The sequence below is a fragment of the Marinovum sp. PR37 genome, assembly GCF_028807375.1.
GTDB classification, from domain to species: Bacteria; Pseudomonadota; Alphaproteobacteria; order Rhodobacterales; family Rhodobacteraceae; genus Marinovum; species Marinovum algicola.
On the sequence record NZ_JARAML010000013.1, the window covers coordinates 82080 to 99163 of the forward strand.

Here is a 17084-nt window from a genome sequence, read left to right on the forward strand (position 1 = left end):
GTATCGACGTTATTTTTAAGGGGTTTTCAGGACCATGGCCGATCTTCTCACCATCGAGAACCTGGGCAATCTGGTGATGCTCTGCTTTTTGCAGGCGGTGCTCGGATTCGACAACCTGCTGTACATTTCCATCGAAAGCCAGCGGGCGCCGGTGGCGCAGCAAAAAGCGGTGCGCTTCTGGGGGATCATCATCGCGGTGGTTCTGCGCGTGGTGCTGCTCTTTGTGATGATCCGGCTGATCGACGGGCTCAGCGCGCCGTTTTTCGTGCTGAACTGGGAGGGCGTGCTGACCGGCGGCGTCAATTTCGCGACGCTGGTCTTTATCCTTGGTGGGGTGTTCATCATCTACACCGCAGTCAAGGAAATCGGCCACATGCTGTCGATCGAGCATCTGACGACCGATATCGAGGGCAAATCCGGCAAATCCGCGGCTCAGGTGATCGGGCTGATCGTGACCATGAACCTGATCTTCTCCTTCGATTCCGTGCTCTCGGCCATCGCCATCACCGATGTCTTCCCGATCCTCGCCACCGCGATCCTGTTGTCGGGTCTGGCGATGCTCGTGCTGGCCGACGGGGTGACGCGGTTTCTCGAGAAAAACCGGATGTACGAAGTGTTGGGCCTTTTCATCCTGCTGATTGTTGGCGTGGTCCTGCTGGGCGAAGCCGGTCAGGCGGCGGCGCATGCGATGCATGACGACACCCTGGCGCTCAAGGTCTTTGGTTACGAGATCATCCCGATGTCCAAGACCACCTTCTACTTTGCGGTTGTGGTGCTTTTCGCGGTGGAAATCCTGCAATCGGGCTATACCCGCAAGCTCAATGCCGAGCGGCGCACCGCGGCACGGCACTAGCGATGGCGCCTGTCATCACCTATCTTGTGAGCGAGGTTGAGGGGGTATTTTGATGATCCGGTTTGTCACGCTGCTGATTTTGGCCGCGGTGATTGTTGCGGTGGGCGCGGTGGCGGTGGCCGTCTGGTCCTCGGGCAATCGTGGCGGCAAGTTGAACGGCGTGCAGAAGGTGGCCTATGCCTGCCTTTTCTTCCTGATGTCCGGCGTGGCCGTCGGCTGGCTGGGGGCCGAGTGATGGCGCAGAGATACGGCGGAACCTACAGCCCCAAGGGCAAGACAGATGCGGCCTCCGACCTGCGGCCGCTGAAAGCGACGGTAAGCCCCACCGGCGCCCGGTCGAACCTTCTGTTCGTGCCCGGCGCGCTTCTGGCCTTCACCGCTTTCGGCACGGGCCCCGAGGCGCTGGCGCTGGGACTTGCCGGCGCCGGCACCTGGACATTGGCGGCCTGGCTCACCCGCGAGGGGCTCAAGGCCGAGGCCGCCTATGACGCGCGCAAGGTGGCGCGCCGCCCTGCCCTGCCGCGCAAGATCCTCGGCACGCTCCTGATCGGCGCCGGCACCGCACTGGCCGGGCTGAGCCATGAGCTGGGCTTTGCCGCCAGCGGGCTCTACGGGGTGATCGCGGCGGCGCTGCATATCACCGCTTTCGGCCCTGACCCGCTGAGAAACAAATCGATCGAGGGCGTCGACGAATTTCAGCAGGACCGGGTGGCGCGCGTCATCGACGAGGCCGAGGCGCATCTGGCTGCGATGATGGGCGCGATCCGCCGGGCACAGGATCCGCGGCTCGAGGCGCGGGTCGAACGGTTTCAGCAATCGGTGCGTGAGATGCTGCGCACGGTCGAGGAGGATCCGCGCGATCTGACCTCGGCGCGGCGTTATCTCGGCGTCTACCTGATGGGTGCCCGCGACGCGACGATCAAATTCGCCGACATCTATGCCCGCGACCGGGATGTGGCGGCAAAATCTGACTACCTGATGCTGCTGACCGATCTGGAAGAGAATTATGTCGCCAAGACACGCAAGCTCCTGAGCGACAGCAACGCCGATCTGGCAATCGAAATAGACGTGCTGCGCGACCGCTTGCAGCGCGAAGGGGTGCGGCTCGACTGAGCCCGAGACAGTTTAACCGGGGAAGGACAAACCCATGTCGGACAATGTGAGAGAGAAGGCCAAACAGGATTTGGCCCTGGTAGAAGAGGTGAGCGCCGTGGTCCTGCCCGAGCCGAGACAAGCACAGGAAATCGTGTCTCTGGAGCAGGCCGATCCCACCGTGAGCAGCGAAATCCGCCAGCGCATGGACGAGATCGACATGGACGACACCAATTCCATCGTCGCGTTCGGATCGGCGGCCCAGGCCGAGCTTCAGGAAATCTCTCAGGCGATGTTGCAGGACGTGCGCAACAAGGACGTGGGGCCGGCCGGCGACTCGCTGCGCTCTATCGTGACCACGATCCGCGGCTTTTCGGTGTCCGAGCTTGATGTGCGCCGCGAACGGAGCTGGTGGGAAAAACTGATCGGCCGCGCCGCGCCTTTTGCCAAATTCACCGCCCGCTTCGAAGAGGTGCAGGGCCAGATCGACCGGGTGACCGGCAATCTGCTCGAACACGAACACAAGCTGTTGAAAGACATCAAGTCTCTCGACATGCTGTATGAAAAGACATTGAATTTCTATGACGAGCTGGCGCTTTATATCGCCGCGGGCGAGGAAAAGCTGAAAGAGCTGGATGACACGGTGATCCCGGCCAAGGAGGCCGAGGTCAAGGCGGCACCCGAGGACAGCCAGGTGATGCAGGCGCAGGAGCTGCGCGACCTGCGCGCCGCGCGCGACGATCTCGAACGCCGGGTGCACGACCTCAAGCTGACCCGCCAGGTGACCATGCAATCCCTGCCCTCGATCCGGCTGGTGCAGGAGAACGACAAGTCGCTGGTGACCAAGATCAACTCGACCCTCGTCAACACCGTGCCGCTCTGGGAAACCCAGCTGGCGCAGGCGGTGACGATCCAGCGCTCGGCCGAGGCCGCCGCCGCGGTGCGCGAGGCCAATGACCTGACCAACGAGCTGCTGACCGCCAACGCCAAGAACCTGCGGGATTCGAACAAGGTGATCCGCGAGGAAATGGAGCGCGGGGTGTTTGACATCGAAGCGGTGAAACAGGCCAATGCCGATCTGATCGGCACCATCCAGGAAAGCCTGCAAATCGCCGACGAAGGCAAGGCGCGCCGCGCCGCCGCCGAAGAGGAGCTGCAACGCATGGAACAAGAGCTGCGCGACACCCTGGCTGCGGCCAAGGCGAAAAAAACCGGGCTGGGCGACACCGCCGGCACCGCCGTTCCGGCGGCCTGAGCGCATGGTCGGGCGCCTTTTCCTCTGTGCGGTGGCTGCCGGCGCCCTGACGCTGTCGGCCTGCACCACCCCGGTCGATCCGGTGCCCGTCCCGCCTGACCGCCCCGTCACGCCTGTCTCGCCCAAGCCGCCCGAGACCGCGCGCCCGACCACCCCTTCGGACGACAGCCGAAAGCTCGCGGCCTATTATACCCAGGTCGAAACCGAGCTGGTGGCCCAGGGCCTGCTGCGCACCGATGGCGGCGGCCCGGACACCGAGTTCAGCCGCCGCATGCTGATCGACAATTTCGAACGGATCGCGTTTTTCGATGAATACGTGCGCGGCGCCGGGCTGCGCTCGGGCCGTGGCGGTGCCAGCCGGCTCAAACGCTGGGGCCAGCCAATCCGCATGTCGGTCGAGTTCGGCCGCACCGTGCCGGAGGCGCAGCAGGCAATAGACCGGGCCGAGGTTGCCCGCTATGCCGCGCGGCTGTCCCGCGTCACCGGCCATCCGATCACGATGACCGACAGGGATCCCAATTACTACGTGCTCTACATGTCCGAGGATGACGGCGATCGCCTGCCCGCCCGGGTCAAGGAGATCGTGCCCAACATCAACCGGAACGCGCTCGACATCTTTCGCAGCCTGCCGCGCTCGATCCATTGCCTTGTGATCGCCTTTTCCTCCGAGCCGGGCGGCCACGAATACGCCAAGTCGATCGCCCTGATCCGCGCCGAACACCCCTCGCTCCTGCGCAAGAGCTGCGTGCACGAGGAGCTGGCGCAGGGTCTGGGCCTGGCCAATGACAGCCCGCGCGCCCGGCCGTCGATCTTCAATGACGACGACGAATTTGCCCTGCTGACCAGCCATGACGAGCTCTTGCTCAAGATGCTCTATGACCGCCGGCTCCGCGCCGGCATGTCCTGGGACGAGGCGAAACCGATTGTCGAAACCATCGCCGACGAGATGCTCGGCGGACCGAGCTAAGCACCTGATCTGACCACTTTCGCTGAACCAAGGGAGAGACCCGATGGGCATTTTCGATTTCCTCACCGGTGAATTCATCGACGTCATCCACTGGACCGACGACACCCGCGACACCATGGTCTGGCGCTTCGAGCGCGAGGGCCATGAGATCAAGTATGGCGCCAAGCTGACGGTACGCGAGGGCCAGGCGGCGGTGTTCGTGCACGAGGGCCAACTGGCAGATGTCTTCACCCCCGGTCTCTACATGCTCGAGACCAACAACATGCCGATCATGACGACCTTGCAGCACTGGGATCACGGCTTCAGAAGCCCGTTCAAATCTGAGATCTACTACGTCAACACCACCCGCTTCACCGATCTGAAGTGGGGCACCAAGAACTCGATCATGCTGCGCGATCCCGAGTTCGGCCCCACCCGCATCCGCGCCTTCGGCACCTATACGGTGCGGGTCAGGGAGCCGGCGCTCTTCATGACGGAAATCGTCGGCACCGACGGCGAATTCACCATGGACGAGATTTCCTATCAGATCCGCAACATCATCGTTCAGGAATTCAGCCGCGTGATTGCCGGATCGGGCATACCGGTGCTCGACATGGCAGCCAATACCGCCGATCTCGGCCGGATGATCGCCGCCGAGATCAGCCAGATCGTGGCAGGCTACGGCCTCGAGATCCCCGAGTTCTACATCGAGAACATCTCGCTGCCGCCGGCGGTCGAGGAAGCGCTCGACAAGCGCACCTCGATGGGTCTCGCCGGCGATCTCGGCAAGTTCACCCAGTATTCCGCCGCCGAAGCGATGACCAAGGCGGCATCCAACCCCGGCGGCGGCGGTGGCATGGGCGCCGGTCTCGGCATGGGAATGGGCATGGCGATGGCGCAGCAGATGGCGGGCTCGCAAGGCCCCTGGGGCCAGCAGCCCGCCGCCAGTCCCGCCGCGCCGCCCCCGCCGCCGCCGGTCGAACACGTCTGGCACATCGCCGAGGGCGGCCAGACCAAGGGCCCCTTCTCCAAGGCGCGTCTTGGCCGCATGGCCCAGGACGGAGAGATCACCCGCGAGACCTATGTCTGGACTGCCGGTCAGGACGGCTGGAAACGCGCCGAAGACGTGCAGGAGCTGGCGCAGCTCTTTACCATCCTGCCGCCGCCGCCACCCGGACACTGATCCTTGCACGGCGCGGCCGGGCCCGCCCCGGAGCCTGGCCGCGCCTCTTGCGGGCGCGTATTCGCCCGTCACGCGCCCGGGAGCGACCGGCGTTGGCGCCGGAATTATTTCCCGCAGTCCATTCCCGTGATTCGACGCGCCGATTCTCATTCGCGGCCAATGGGCTTTGGAAATTCACTTTGATCGATTAATAAGCACCAAAGTCGTAGAGAGATTTATCTCTCAAAAGTTGCATAAATTGTTTACCTTTTTGAACTACCTCATTTTCCGATAATTCCGCAGACCGCGCAGACCTGCCTGAGGACATCCAGGTTACTGTTAAAAAACATGAAAATTGTGGTCGCACAAGGAAGGCGTCGCATTCCCGAGATCTTCCTACCTGAAAAGTGCCCAATTTCGCCCGATTTGAGCCGCAATTCCCCGTCCAAAATTCCCCCATAAGACGAGTTATTCCATAGTATTTGTACCATAAGGACAGAAAATGCCTTATCCCCCCCTCAAGACCCGACTTTCCAAATTTCGAAACGATGAATGCGGAAGTGTGAGTGTCGAATTCTCGATCATTCTGACCGCAATCATGCTGGTGGTCGTGATGTTTGTTTCCCTCGCGGTCCATATTGCCACCACAAGCGAAGTCCAGCAGGCCGCTCATGACCTGACGCGACAATCGTTGAAATACATCGATCTCGGACTCGAGCCGGAGGCGGTCTGTGCCTGGCTCCAGGCCGACATGCTCGAGAAAGTGACAGGTCAGCTTACCTTCATCGACCCGGCCCAGGTGCAATCGCTGACCTGCCAGATCGATGACGGCCGGACCCTGGGCAGGGTCACCCTGTCCTATTCGATTGACGGCAGCTTTCTCGATCGTGCGGTCCAGGTTTTCGGCGTCGAGCTGAAACAGATCGAACGTTCCGCGCAGATCGTTCTGTAAGAGGTCGCCATGCAAGGTCGTATCGCAAACGCTTCCCTCTCTCGCCCGCTTGCCCGCTTTTTCCGGTGCCAAGATGGCTTTCTGAGCGTGGTGATGGCCATTCTCCTGCCGGCAATGATCATGGTGGCCGGCATTGCCATCGACCTGTCCGACCTGAACGCGCAGCGCAAGGCGGTGCAGTCGCAGGCCGACCTTGCGGCGCTGTCGGGGGTGCGCAACCTCTCCACCGCCTCGACAACCCGCGCCGCCGCCGCGCGGACGCTGGTGCAATCCGAGATCTACGACATCCGCCCGCCGGCGGCCGATCACATCCTGTTCGGGCGTCTGGCGGCCGGGGACTTCGTCGCCAACCCGGACCAGTCGCACCTCGATGGCGTCACCGCGGTCAAGGTGGTGGCGACCTCGCCGGCGCGCTTCCCGGTTCTCGGCCGCTTCTTCCTGCGCGACGCGCCGCCGCTTGTCACCCGGTCGGCGGTGGCCGTGGTCGACCCGCGGGTCAGCTTTGCCCTGTCAAACTGCCTGCTCTCGCTGCGGCTCCTGAAGGGTCTGCTCGAACCGCTTCTGGGGGCCGACATGGATCTTCTGTGTTCCGGTCACGGGCTTCGGATCAACGCCGTGAGTCTGATGAACCAATTGGCGCTCAGGGGCGAACTGCTGGCACCCGATACCACCTATGGCGACGTTCTCGACGCCGAATTGCCGCTGATCGACATTCTCGAGGCGGCTTATGGCCAGACCGGATTGGCGGCAGAGCTGGCGGACCCGGTCTTTGCCTCGGAGCGGTTGCGGCTGGGCGACTTCCTGCACCTCGCGCCGGGGCTGCGCGAAGTGCAGGTCACCAACACACTGCTTCCGCCGCTTGAGCTGCATATCTCGGATGTGGTCTTTGGCGCGCTGGAAGTCCTTGGCGCGCGGATCGTCGATCTCGACGCGCGGCTATCGCTTGGAACCTTTGCCGGCGCCGGGATCAGCGTGCAGATTTCCGAACCCCGCGTGATCGTGCTGGGGGCACACCCCGGAAGCCGGGACGCCCGCGCCCAGAGCGCGCAGATCCGGATTGCCGTCGACGGGCTGCACCTGTCGTCGCTGCTGCGGCTCAGTCTCGGGATCAACCTGGCCAACAGCACCGCCACGCTGGCCGCCCAGGGCCGCCAGTGCAGCCGCGTCGGTACAGACACCGCCGCCGTCTTCGCGCCGGTGACCGCCGAATTGCTGAACGTGGACGCCTCGTTGCGTCTGCTGGGCCTGCCACTCGACAGACCGCTGGCCCCGGTCAAATCGCTCAAAATGATGGAAAGCAGCGATACCCGGATCAGCTTTACCCATGACGAGGTGGCGCAGGGCAAGGTCAAGGAAATCCGCGCCGACCACTATCAGATCGATGTCCACGGCCTGCAACAGATCACCGGCGCGGTGGCCGATCTCATCGGCGCCTTCCGGGCCGACACCGGGGGCAAGGCTTCCGACCACGCCTGCCGTCTTCTGACCGGATGCGTCCTGGCATCATCCGCCCGTGGCCTGGGCAATCTGCTGGCCCCCGTCACCGAGGCGCTGGCGGTCTCGCAGGACAATCTCGGCAAGCCCGGCACGGCCGAAGGCGGATTGCTCCGGACCCTGCTGGAGGATGTCCTGGGGTTTGCCTTTGTCGAGACCCAGATCGAGGTGCTGGCGGTGAGCTGCTCTTACAAGCTGGCGCTGTGAGCAGCGGGCTGTAACACGTTGCTTCCCCGGTCGAAAATATGGCAGGTTCCGCCCTGTCATCCTTCGCGAAAGCCCCCGCATGACCGACACGCTCTCTCCTCCGCCGGCCCCCGAAGCCGAACACCGCTTTGCCTGCGATGAATGCGGCGCCGACATGCGGTTCGATCCGGCCACCGGCGGGCTGACATGCGACCATTGTGGCAACAGCGCCGAGATCGCCATCGGCCCCTGGGGCGGCGCCGCCCTGCGCGAACTGGATTTCGAAGCGGCCCTGGCACAACGGCTGCCGCAGGAGGAGATCGAGGAAACCCGCGTCTCGACATGCCCAAATTGCGGCGCCCAGGTCGAATTCGATGCCGACGTCCATGCCCGGGAATGCCCATTCTGCGCCACCCCCGTGGTGATCGACACCGGCACCCATCGCCACATCAAGCCGCGCGGATTGCTGCCCTTCGCGCTCGAGGAACGCCAGGCGCACAAGGCGATGACCGACTGGCTGGGCAAACTCTGGTTTGCGCCCAACGGCTTGCAGCAATACGCCCGCAAGGGCCGCAGGATGGATGGTATCTATGTCCCCTACTGGACTTTCGATGCCGATACCAAGTCCTCGTATCGCGGCCAGCGCGGCACGGTCTATTACGAAAGCCGCACCGTCACCCGCAACGGCAAGCGCGTCACCCAGCGGGTGCAGAAGGTGCGCTGGCGCACGGTCTCGGGCCGGGTGGCGCGGTTTTTCGACGATGTGTTGGTGCTGGCCTCGCGTTCGCTGCCCAAGCGCTATACCGACAATCTCGAACCCTGGGATCTGGCCGCGCTCGAACCCTACCGTCCCGAATTCCTCGCCGGGTTCCGAGCCGAGGGCTATGCGGTCGAGCTGGCCGATGGCTTTGCCGAGGCGCGTGTGCAGATGGACAGGATGATCCAGCGCGATGTGAAATTCGACATCGGCGGCGACCGCCAGCGCATCACCGACATCGACACCACGGTCGACGACATCACCTTCAAGCATATCCTGCTGCCGGTCTGGCTGGCCGCCTACAAATATCGCGGCCAGACCTATCGTTTCGTCGTCAACGGCCGCACCGGCCGGGTGCAGGGCGAACGCCCCTGGTCGGCGATCAAGATCGCCATCGCCGTCGTCATCGGTCTCATCCTGGCAGGAGGGCTGGGCTATCTCTGGGCAATCTCCCAACAATAGGCTGACGCACCTCCCCGGGGCACGTCAGCCCGTACCGGAAGGCCGACGCCGCCTTGCCAGCGCAAACTCCCCTGGCCAGGCGGAAATTCGTAACGGGTCGATCCACTCCCTGACCGCACGCATTCCGTGGTCCTTCCGGTGCCTTGCACTATGCCACATCCGGCCGGAAATTTCCGCAACAGCGGTTGCGGCATGGCGTCCCACACCCCGAGAGCGCTTGCGCGCAGGGGCCGAATACGTCACAGTTAGCGCAAACAATTTGCCCCCGGATACAGGAATTGCCTCATGATCCTCTGCTGCGGAGAATCGCTGATCGACATGTTGCCGCGCACATCGACCCTCGATGAGCCGGCCTTCGCGCCACATACCGGCGGCGCGGTCTACAACACGGCGATCGCCCTTGGCCGTCTCGAGGCTCCGGCGGGCTATTTCGGCGGGCTCAGCTCGGACATGTTCGGCCAGCTGCTCGAGGCCGATCTGGTGGCCTCCAAGGTGGATACCGCGCTGGCCCCGCGCAGTGACCGGCCCACGACCCTGGCGTTCGTGACGCTGAAGGACGGCCATGCCACCTATGCATTCTATGATGAAAACACCGCCGGCCGCATGCTCGCGCAGTCTGACCTGCCCGCGGTGCCTGCGGCAGTGACGGCGCTGTTCTTTGGCGGCATCAGCCTGCCGGTCGAACCCTGCGGCGACACCTATGCGGCGCTTGCCATCCGCGAGGCCGACAGCCGCCTGATCATGATCGATCCCAACATCCGCCCCGGGTTCATCCGCGACGAGGCCCGCTATCGCGCCCGGCTCGACCGGATGCTGGCGGTGGCCGATGTGGTCAAGGTCTCGGATGAGGATCTCGTCTGGCTCACCGGCGGCACCGACCCGAAGGCGCTGACCGACAAGGGGGTGGGCCTGGTGCTGATGACCCGGGGCGGCGAAGGCGTGCTGGCGCAGAACGCCGAGGGCAGCCTCGACCTGCCCACCACCAAGGTCGAGGTGGTTGATACCGTCGGCGCCGGCGACACCTTCAACGCCGGCATGCTGGCCGGCCTGCACCAGCAGGGTCTTGCCACCAAACAGGCCTTCAAACAGGCCACGCTGGCCGACCTGGAACCGGCGATCGCGCTCGGCATGCGCGCCGCCGCGGTCACCGTCAGCCGCGCCGGCGCCAATCCGCCCTGGGCGCACGAACTGGCGTGAGGGCGCTGCTGCAACGGGTGCGCGAAGCCCAGGTGACGGTCGATGGCGACGTCCTCGGCCAATGCGGCCCGGGGCTGATGATTCTGGTCTGCGCCATGCAGGGCGACACCGAGGCCGAGGCCGGAAAGCTGGCCGCCAAAGCCGCCCGCCTGCGCATCTTTCCCGACGCGGCCGGCAAGATGAACCGTTCGGTCACGGATATCGGCGGCACGGCGCTTGTCGTCAGCCAGTTCACCCTCGCCGCGGATACCCGCCGCGGCAACCGCCCCGGCTTTTCCGCCGCCGCTGCGCCTGAAACCGGCGCCGCGCTTTACGAGGCGTTCGCCGCGGCGCTGCGCGGTGAGGGCATTGCCACCGAAACCGGACGTTTCGGCGCCGACATGCAGGTCAGCCTTGTCAACGACGGTCCGGTCACCATCTGGCTCGACACCGAGGCCTGAGCGCGCCGCGGCCAGCCGAGGGCCTGATCGTCGCGGGGCTCACGCCCCCCATTTGCCGATCATGATGCCGGATTCGTCTTCGTCGCGCCGCATCGCGCGCACCCCGGCATCGGTCATGGTCACCCGGTTCTTGCGCGCCGTGAGCCGGTCGAGCAGCGCCGCCTGCATCCGGTCCCGCTCGGCCTGATAGACCGGATCCCGCCCCAGATCGTGGAATTCCTCGGGATCATTCTCAAGATCGAAAAGTTGCGGCGGAAAGCCCCGGTAATATACGAATTTCCACCGCTCGCTGCGCAGCATGTAGGCGCGGGCCTCCGACAGGCCGACGCCCAGCGTCTCGCGCGCGGCATAGAAGGCATAGTCGATTTCCGACAGCACCGCGTCGCGCCAGTCTTCGGGTGTCTCGCCCTGCAAGAGCGGCATCAGCGACCGCCCCTCCAGCCGGTGATCGGCCGGCGGCGCGCCGGTGGCCTCGAGGAAGGTGGGCACCAGATCGATGGCCTCGACCAGCGCATCGCAGGCGGTGCCGCGCGTGGCATCCGCCTCGGGGCGCGGATCGCAGATGATCAGCGGCACCCGCACCGAGCACTCATGAAACAGCTCTTTCTCGCCCATCCAGTGATCGCCAAGGTAATCGCCATGGTCCGAGGTCAGCACGATCATCGTGTCGCGATCGCGCCCGGTCTCTTCCAGCCAGTCAAAGAGCCGCCCGAGATGGTCGTCGATCTGCTTGATCAGCCCCATGTAGGCCGGCAGCACAACCTCGCGCGCGCCCTGTTTCGAGAAGGTCTCGCTGACCTCCATGCCCATGAATGCCGCATAGACCGGATTGGGATCGGCGCGCTCCTCCTCGCTGCGATGGAGCGGCAGAAAACTCTCGGGGCCATACATGTCGTGATACGGCGCCGGGGCGATATAGGGCCAATGCGGCTTGATATAGCTGAGGTGGCAGAGCCAGGGCTGATCGCCCATCTCCTCGATGAATTCCCGGGCGCGCATGGTCATATAGGCGGTTTCGGAATGCTCTTCCCGGACCCGCGCCGGCAGGTTCGAATTCTTCAGATGCCAGCCCGAGAGCAGTTCGCCCTCCGGTCCCTCGGCGGAATTGGCCCAGCGATCCCAGGGGTTGTCGCCCGCATAGCCCTTGTCACGCAGCCAGTCGTTGTAGCGCAGCTTACCCCCCTTGGCCGCCAGCACGCCATCCGGGTGCAGCCCGTCGTCACGCTCGTAGGCGTCGAATCCCGGCTGGCTGACCTTGATGCCGATGTCACCGCCCGCCTCCACCCCGAGCCGCGCCATGCCTTCGCGGTCGGGCACCATATGGGTCTTGCCGACCACCGCCGTCGTCACGCCCTGCGGGCGCAGGTAGTCGCCCAGCGTCAACTCGCCCAGGGGCAGCGGCACCCGGTTCCAGGTGGCCCCGTGGCTGAACACCGTGCGGCCGGTGTAGGTCGAGGCGCGCGACGGGCCGCAGACCGGCGATTGCACATAGGCCCGGTCGAAACGCAGGCCTTTGCTGGCCAGCTTGTCGATGTTGGGCGTGTCCAGATGCGGATGGCCGTAACAGGACAGGTAATCCCAGCGCAGTTGATCGGCCATGATGAAGAGGATGTTCTTGATCTTTGTCATGTACTTATCTCATCAGTCCGGGAAGGAATGTGGCAATCGGCGGGACCACCAGGACGAGAACCAGCCCCGCGACCAGCGCGATGATATAGGGCGTCACGCCCCGGAAGATCGCGCCGAGGCGGACGTCGGGCAGCACCGACTTCACCACAAAGACGTTCATGCCGATGGGCGGGGTGATCAACCCGATCTCGGACACCAGCACCACGAGGATGCCAAACCAGATCATGTCGATGCCGCTGATCTGCAAGGCCGGCAGGAACACCGGCACCAGCAGCACGAGGATGCCGATCGCCTCGAACACCATGCCCATCAGGATGGCGATCACGCAGACAAACAGCACCAGCTGGAACGGCGACAGCTCCCATGCGTCCACAAGGTCGAGCAGATCATAGGGCATGCCGCTCAGATTGATGAACTGCGAAAAGACGATGGCGCCGAGCAGCACGATAAAGATCGTCGCGGTGGTCACGGTGGCGTCGGACAGGCAGTCCTTCCATTCGCCCAAGGTCCGCAGGTTGCCGCGCAGAACGGCGATCACGGCTGCCCCGAAGGCGCCGATGCCCGAAGCCTCGGTCGCAGTGAAGGCACCGGTATAGATGCCGCCCAGCACCACGAAGAAAAGGATCAGCACCGGCAGCGTGCCGCGAATGGCCGCTGTCCTGCGCGCCGGTTCCAGCGGCGGCGCCTCGGGGGCGGCCAGCGGATCGCGGCGCACCACGATGCCGACGCAGATCATGAACAGCGTGACCAGCAAGAGCCCCGGAAGGATACCGGCGATAAACAGAAGGCCGATGTCCTGCTCGGCGATCAGCCCGTAGATTACCAAGGGCACCGAGGGCGGGATCATGATGCCCAGCGTGCCGCCCGCCGCGATGGTGCCCGAGGCGAGGCGGTCCGAATAGCGATAGGTCTTCATCGGCGGCATCGCGACCTTGGCCATCGTCGCCGCCGTCGCCAACGTCGAGCCGCAGACCGCGGAAAAGCCCCCCGCCGCCAGCACCGTGGCCAGCGCCAACCCGCCGCGGAAACGTCCGAGACCGGCATAAGCCGCGTCGTAGAGATCTTTCGAAATCCGCGCATGCACGATGAAGACGCCCATCAGGATAAAGAGCGGAATGACGCTGAGATTGTAGTTCATGCTGTCTTCCAGAACCTGCTGGCCGACCATCGCCAGCGACGCCTCGAACCCGCGTTGCAAACCGAAGCCGACGAAGCCCACCACCAGCGTGGCAAAGCCCACCCGGAAGCCCAGGAAGCAGAGCCCCAGAAGGGCGGCGAAACCGATCAATGCGGTGGCCATCACAGATCCTCCAGATGATCGTCGTGGCGCCCTGCCCCGGTCATCAGGCCCAGCACCTGGCAGACCACGCTCAGCGCCGCCAGGGCCGCGACCACGCCGAAAATCGAGGACAGCGGCCATTCCAGCACGATGGTGCGCGAATTCGTTTCGGCGGCATGCAGGGCGGCCTCGAACAGCACATAGACGATCAGGCACATCACGAAGAGCGACAGCCCCTGCACCGCGATGTCATAGACACGCGGTGCCACGGCGCGGACGCGGGCGTCGATGAGTTCGACCACGATGTGCTTGTCGCGGGCATTGGCGATGCCGAGGCCGGCAAAGATCACCAGCGCCAGCATCACCGAGATCATTTCCGACGCCCCGAAGATCGGCGCGCCGAGGAGATAGCGGCCGACGACATCGACGAAGGTCAGCAGCATCATGAGCGCCAGCACGGCGCTGGAAAAGATCTCCAGCCCCCTGACGATCTGCGCGAGAACGCCCGCGCCCGCGTGTCTGTCTGTCGGCCGGGTCATCAGTTCATCGCCCCGTCAAGCTGGCTGCGGTAGAAATCGAGCGCCGCCTGCGCGTCGATGCCGGTGTCGCCGGCCGCCTTGAGCCAGCCTTCGGTGACAAAGGCCGAGGCCTCCATCAGCGCCTGTTCGAAAGCCGGATCGGCCATGATCACCTGAAGGCCCGCGCCTTCATAGGCAGCCTCGCCCTGCGCCGCCGCCTCGTCCCAGCGCTTGCCAAAGGCCGCGCCAAGCACGTCGCCCGAAACGCTCATGATCGCCTGTTGATCCTCGGGCGAGATCTCGGCCCATTTGTCGCTGTTGGCAAAAACCGAGAAGGAGGTCGCGTAGATCGGCTGTGACAATCGCGTCGTCGACTTGGTGTAGGGCAAGAGCTGGAACGCCTCCACCGCCTGCGGATCAAGCCCGAGATGGCCATCGACAACGCCGCGCGAAATGATCTCGTTGGATTTCACCGCCGGGGTTGCGACGACGCCGGTGCCCAGCTCCTTGGTGATCGCGGCAAGCGGCCCGGGCAGCACCCACATCTTGCGGTTGGCCAGATCCTCGAGCGTGGTGATCGGCGTGTCGGTCTGGCTGTAAAGCTCGCCCGGCGAGATCACGAACTGCGACAGCAGGTGCACCGTGCTCACCTCGTCGGGGAAGTATTTCCGGTTGGTGGCCCAGAGCGCCCTGGACATAGTTTCGGCGCCCCTGATGGCGACAAAGGGCTGCATCGCGACCCGGGGGCCCTGCACCCCGTCCCCGAAGAAGCCGTTGAACATGACGGAGACGTCGGCGATGCCCTTTTCCACGGCGGCCAGCTGCTCGGGCGGCGGCGCCACCGATTTCGGCGGGATGATGCCCGTTACGCGGCCCTCGGTCACGCGCTCGACCTCGTCGATCCAGTTGGGCAGCACCTCGGAACAGGCGAAATGGCTCGATGGCCAGAAGCAGTTGACCAAGAGCCGGGTCTTGGCGGTGGCGGCGCTGCCGGCGACAACCAGCGCCGAGGCCACAAGTGCAAGTTTCAGTGTCATGTTCTCTCTCCCGTTTTGCGACCAGCTTGCGGTGTGGTCACACCGTCTTCAATCCTCAGTCCTCCAATCCGCCAAAGCTGCGGATATCGGTGCCCTCCTCCCGGCGTTTCGCTGTGTAGGCCGCGAAGGCCTCGACCGCCGGCGCATGCTCCCATGCCTCGAGCGCGGAGCGATAGCTCGGCCGCTGCGAGACCCTGTCAAACCAGGCTTTCAGATGCGGCCTGCGGGCGTAGGGCCAGCCCATCAGGTCCATCCGGTGCAGGTTCGGCATCCAGGCAATATCGGCCAGCGAGAAATCCGCGCCCGCCAGATAATCCCGCCCGTCCGCCAAGAGCGCGTCGAGCTGGGCAAAGCCTGCGTCGGTCCGGCGCACCGCGGCCTCGACGCGGCCCCGGTCGAAGCCGGCGGCGAAATCACGACGAAACTGCTTGAGCCAGGCGTTTTGGTGCCGTGCCTGAAAGGCCTCGGCCACTTCTGGCGGAGGCGGTGGCGCGGCACGGAACAGGAACTCGAAGGTCAGCAGCTTGAGATCGAGCTGCGCTGCATCCGCCATCTCCAGCAGCTCCGGCTTGGCGGTGGCGGCCAGCGCGTCATTCCGGCGCGCCAGGTGACGGATGATGTCGATCGACTCGATGATCAGCGCGCCATCGTCCACCAGCGCCGGCACCAGCCCCTTGGGGTGGATCTTCTGATATGCCGCGCTCGCGTGTTCGTCCTTTTCCAGATCGATCAGGTGGCTTTCAAACGCCTGCCCGGTCTCGGCCAGAACGATCCGCACCCGCTGCGAACAGCTCGACATCGGCGCGTGCCAGAGGTGCAGGCCTTGCAGGTCTTTCAGTGTCGGGTCTTGCGGGTCTATGCGCGGCATCTGTTCGCTCTCTCAGAAATTCACCCGGTCGCCGCCCTTGAGCGCGAGGATCTCGCGCGCCTCGTCCGGCGTGGCGACCTCGCAGCCCAGGTCCTCGACGATGCGGCGGATCTTGGCGACCTGCGCGGCATTGCTCTCGGCCAGCTTGCCGCGCGACAGAAACAGGCTGTCCTCCAGCCCGACGCGCACGTTGCCGCCCATCTGGCTGGCGGTGGTGGCCAGCGACATCTGCGATCCGCCCGCGCCCAGCACCGACCAGCGGTAATCGTCGCCGAAGAGCCGGTCGGCGGTGCGCTTCATGAACACCAGGTTGTCGACCTCGGGGCCGATGCCGCCGAGGATGCCAAAGATGAACTGGATGAAAACCGGCGCCTTGAACAGCCCGATATCCATGCAGAATTTCAGGTTGTAGAGGTGACCGACGTCGTAGCACTCGTGCTCGAACTTGATGTCATGCGGCGCCAGCGTGTCGGCGGCCTCCTTGATATCGCGGAAGGTGTTGCGGAAGATATTGCCGTCGGAACCCGCGACATACTCCTTCTCCCAGTCGAACTTCCAGTCGTCGTCGGAATAGCGTTTGGCGAGCGGATGGAACGAGAAATTCATGCTCCCCATGTTCATCGAACACATCTCGGGCGAAAACGTCTTGGCCGGGGTGATCCGGTCCTGGATCGACAGCGACAGCGAACCGCCGGTCGAAATGTTCACCACCGCATCCGTCGCCTGCTTGATGCGCGGCAGGAAGGGCTGGAAGTCCTTCACATCGACCGAGGGTGCGCCGGTCTCGTTGTCGCGGGCGTGCAGGTGCAGGATCGAGGCGCCGGCCTCGGCCGCTTCAACGGCCTGGGTGGCGATGTCGTCATAGGTATAAGGCAGCGCATCCGACATGGTGGGCGTGTGGATCGCCCCGGTGACGGCGCAGGTGATGATTGTCTTCTGGCGAGCCATGGCGGCCTC

Annotated in this window: 17 protein-coding genes; 11 read left to right on the forward strand and 6 right to left on the reverse strand. The window is 64.4% G+C overall.

Features of this window, described 5'->3' with window-relative positions:
• The first annotated feature begins 34 nt into the window (after positions 1-34).
• The 11 genes from PVW49_RS12625 (at position 35) to dtd (ending at position 10796) form a co-directional block, all read left to right on the forward strand.
• A complete protein-coding gene (locus PVW49_RS12625) occupies positions 35-853 on the forward strand; it encodes a TerC family protein (protein ID WP_274590694.1) in 819 nt (272 codons plus the stop codon).
• Positions 854-905: 52 nt separating this feature from the next.
• Positions 906-1088, forward strand: coding sequence for a hypothetical protein (locus PVW49_RS12630; RefSeq protein ID WP_048532548.1), 183 nt, complete (start codon positions 906-908; stop codon positions 1086-1088).
• A complete protein-coding gene (locus PVW49_RS12635; protein ID WP_048532550.1) occupies positions 1088-1966 on the forward strand; it encodes a 5-bromo-4-chloroindolyl phosphate hydrolysis family protein in 879 nt (292 codons plus the stop codon). The genes PVW49_RS12630 and PVW49_RS12635 overlap by 1 nt, the downstream gene beginning before the upstream one ends.
• 34 nt (positions 1967-2000) lie before the next feature.
• Positions 2001-3200: a toxic anion resistance protein gene (locus PVW49_RS12640; protein ID WP_274565934.1), complete on the forward strand. Its 1200-nt coding sequence runs from the start codon at positions 2001-2003 to the stop codon at positions 3198-3200.
• Between the two features lie 4 nt (positions 3201-3204).
• On the forward strand, positions 3205-4167 hold the full coding sequence (locus PVW49_RS12645; protein ID WP_053083368.1) for a DUF2927 domain-containing protein: 963 nt from the start codon (positions 3205-3207) through the stop codon (positions 4165-4167).
• A 43-nt stretch (positions 4168-4210) separates the two neighbouring features.
• Entirely contained in the window at positions 4211-5329 is a 1119-nt protein-coding gene (locus tag PVW49_RS12650; RefSeq protein ID WP_274590695.1) for an SPFH domain-containing protein, read from the forward strand.
• Between the two features lie 541 nt (positions 5330-5870).
• Complete coding sequence (locus PVW49_RS12655; RefSeq protein ID WP_274590696.1) at positions 5871-6260, forward strand: hypothetical protein; 390 nt, start codon at positions 5871-5873, stop codon at positions 6258-6260.
• A 93-nt stretch (positions 6261-6353) separates the two neighbouring features.
• Positions 6354-7961 (forward strand): hypothetical protein, encoded by a 1608-nt coding sequence (locus tag PVW49_RS12660; RefSeq protein ID WP_274590697.1) that lies wholly within the window; start codon positions 6354-6356, stop codon positions 7959-7961.
• A gap of 79 nt (positions 7962-8040) precedes the next feature.
• Entirely contained in the window at positions 8041-9159 is a 1119-nt protein-coding gene (locus PVW49_RS12665) for a TFIIB-type zinc finger domain-containing protein (protein WP_274590698.1), read from the forward strand.
• 285 nt (positions 9160-9444) lie between these two features.
• Positions 9445-10356, forward strand: coding sequence for a carbohydrate kinase family protein (locus tag PVW49_RS12670; RefSeq protein ID WP_074838916.1), 912 nt, complete (start codon positions 9445-9447; stop codon positions 10354-10356).
• Complete coding sequence (dtd, locus tag PVW49_RS12675; protein WP_048532559.1) at positions 10353-10796, forward strand: D-aminoacyl-tRNA deacylase; 444 nt, start codon at positions 10353-10355, stop codon at positions 10794-10796. Before PVW49_RS12670 ends, dtd begins: the two co-directional genes overlap by 4 nt.
• A 39-nt stretch (positions 10797-10835) precedes the next feature.
• Here dtd and PVW49_RS12680 read toward each other — a convergent pair whose 3' ends face one another.
• From PVW49_RS12680 to PVW49_RS12705, 6 genes are read right to left on the reverse strand one after another with little or no spacing between them, the layout of a single operon-like run.
• The gene (locus tag PVW49_RS12680; RefSeq protein WP_274590699.1) at positions 10836-12425 is read right to left on the reverse strand and encodes an alkaline phosphatase family protein; all 1590 of its coding nucleotides are present in this window, start codon (positions 12423-12425) and stop codon (positions 10836-10838) included.
• Between the two features lie 4 nt (positions 12426-12429).
• On the reverse strand, positions 12430-13725 hold the full coding sequence (locus tag PVW49_RS12685) for a TRAP transporter large permease (RefSeq protein ID WP_274590700.1): 1296 nt from the start codon (positions 13723-13725) through the stop codon (positions 12430-12432).
• Positions 13725-14243 (reverse strand): TRAP transporter small permease, encoded by a 519-nt coding sequence (locus PVW49_RS12690; protein ID WP_048532564.1) that lies wholly within the window; start codon positions 14241-14243, stop codon positions 13725-13727. The genes PVW49_RS12685 and PVW49_RS12690 overlap by 1 nt, the downstream gene beginning before the upstream one ends.
• Positions 14243-15259, reverse strand: coding sequence for a hypothetical protein (locus PVW49_RS12695; protein ID WP_074838905.1), 1017 nt, complete (start codon positions 15257-15259; stop codon positions 14243-14245). The genes PVW49_RS12690 and PVW49_RS12695 overlap by 1 nt, the downstream gene beginning before the upstream one ends.
• Positions 15260-15314: 55 nt before the next feature.
• The gene (locus PVW49_RS12700; protein ID WP_274565927.1) at positions 15315-16127 is read right to left on the reverse strand and encodes a glutathione S-transferase family protein; all 813 of its coding nucleotides are present in this window, start codon (positions 16125-16127) and stop codon (positions 15315-15317) included.
• Positions 16128-16139: 12 nt separating this feature from the next.
• Positions 16140-17075 (reverse strand): 3-keto-5-aminohexanoate cleavage protein, encoded by a 936-nt coding sequence (locus PVW49_RS12705; protein ID WP_274590701.1) that lies wholly within the window; start codon positions 17073-17075, stop codon positions 16140-16142.
• Between the last annotated feature and the right edge of the window lie 9 nt (positions 17076-17084).

Coding starts and splice junctions, on each gene's coding strand:
- PVW49_RS12625 (WP_274590694.1), top strand. CDS start 35: ATGGCCGATCTTCTCACCATCGAGAACCTGGGCAATCTGGTGATGCTC.
- PVW49_RS12630 (WP_048532548.1), top strand. CDS start 906: ATGATCCGGTTTGTCACGCTGCTGATTTTGGCCGCGGTGATTGTTGCG.
- PVW49_RS12635 (WP_048532550.1), top strand. CDS start 1,088: ATGGCGCAGAGATACGGCGGAACCTACAGCCCCAAGGGCAAGACAGAT.
- PVW49_RS12640 (WP_274565934.1), top strand. CDS start 2,001: ATGTCGGACAATGTGAGAGAGAAGGCCAAACAGGATTTGGCCCTGGTA.
- PVW49_RS12645 (WP_053083368.1), top strand. CDS start 3,205: ATGGTCGGGCGCCTTTTCCTCTGTGCGGTGGCTGCCGGCGCCCTGACG.
- PVW49_RS12650 (WP_274590695.1), top strand. CDS start 4,211: ATGGGCATTTTCGATTTCCTCACCGGTGAATTCATCGACGTCATCCAC.
- PVW49_RS12660 (WP_274590697.1), top strand. CDS start 6,354: ATGGCCATTCTCCTGCCGGCAATGATCATGGTGGCCGGCATTGCCATC.
- PVW49_RS12665 (WP_274590698.1), top strand. CDS start 8,041: ATGACCGACACGCTCTCTCCTCCGCCGGCCCCCGAAGCCGAACACCGC.
- PVW49_RS12670 (WP_074838916.1), top strand. CDS start 9,445: ATGATCCTCTGCTGCGGAGAATCGCTGATCGACATGTTGCCGCGCACA.
- PVW49_RS12680 (WP_274590699.1), bottom strand. CDS start 12,425: ATGACAAAGATCAAGAACATCCTCTTCATCATGGCCGATCAACTGCGC.
- PVW49_RS12685 (WP_274590700.1), bottom strand. CDS start 13,725: ATGGCCACCGCATTGATCGGTTTCGCCGCCCTTCTGGGGCTCTGCTTC.
- PVW49_RS12690 (WP_048532564.1), bottom strand. CDS start 14,243: ATGACCCGGCCGACAGACAGACACGCGGGCGCGGGCGTTCTCGCGCAG.
- PVW49_RS12695 (WP_074838905.1), bottom strand. CDS start 15,259: ATGACACTGAAACTTGCACTTGTGGCCTCGGCGCTGGTTGTCGCCGGC.
- PVW49_RS12700 (WP_274565927.1), bottom strand. CDS start 16,127: ATGCCGCGCATAGACCCGCAAGACCCGACACTGAAAGACCTGCAAGGC.
- PVW49_RS12705 (WP_274590701.1), bottom strand. CDS start 17,075: ATGGCTCGCCAGAAGACAATCATCACCTGCGCCGTCACCGGGGCGATC.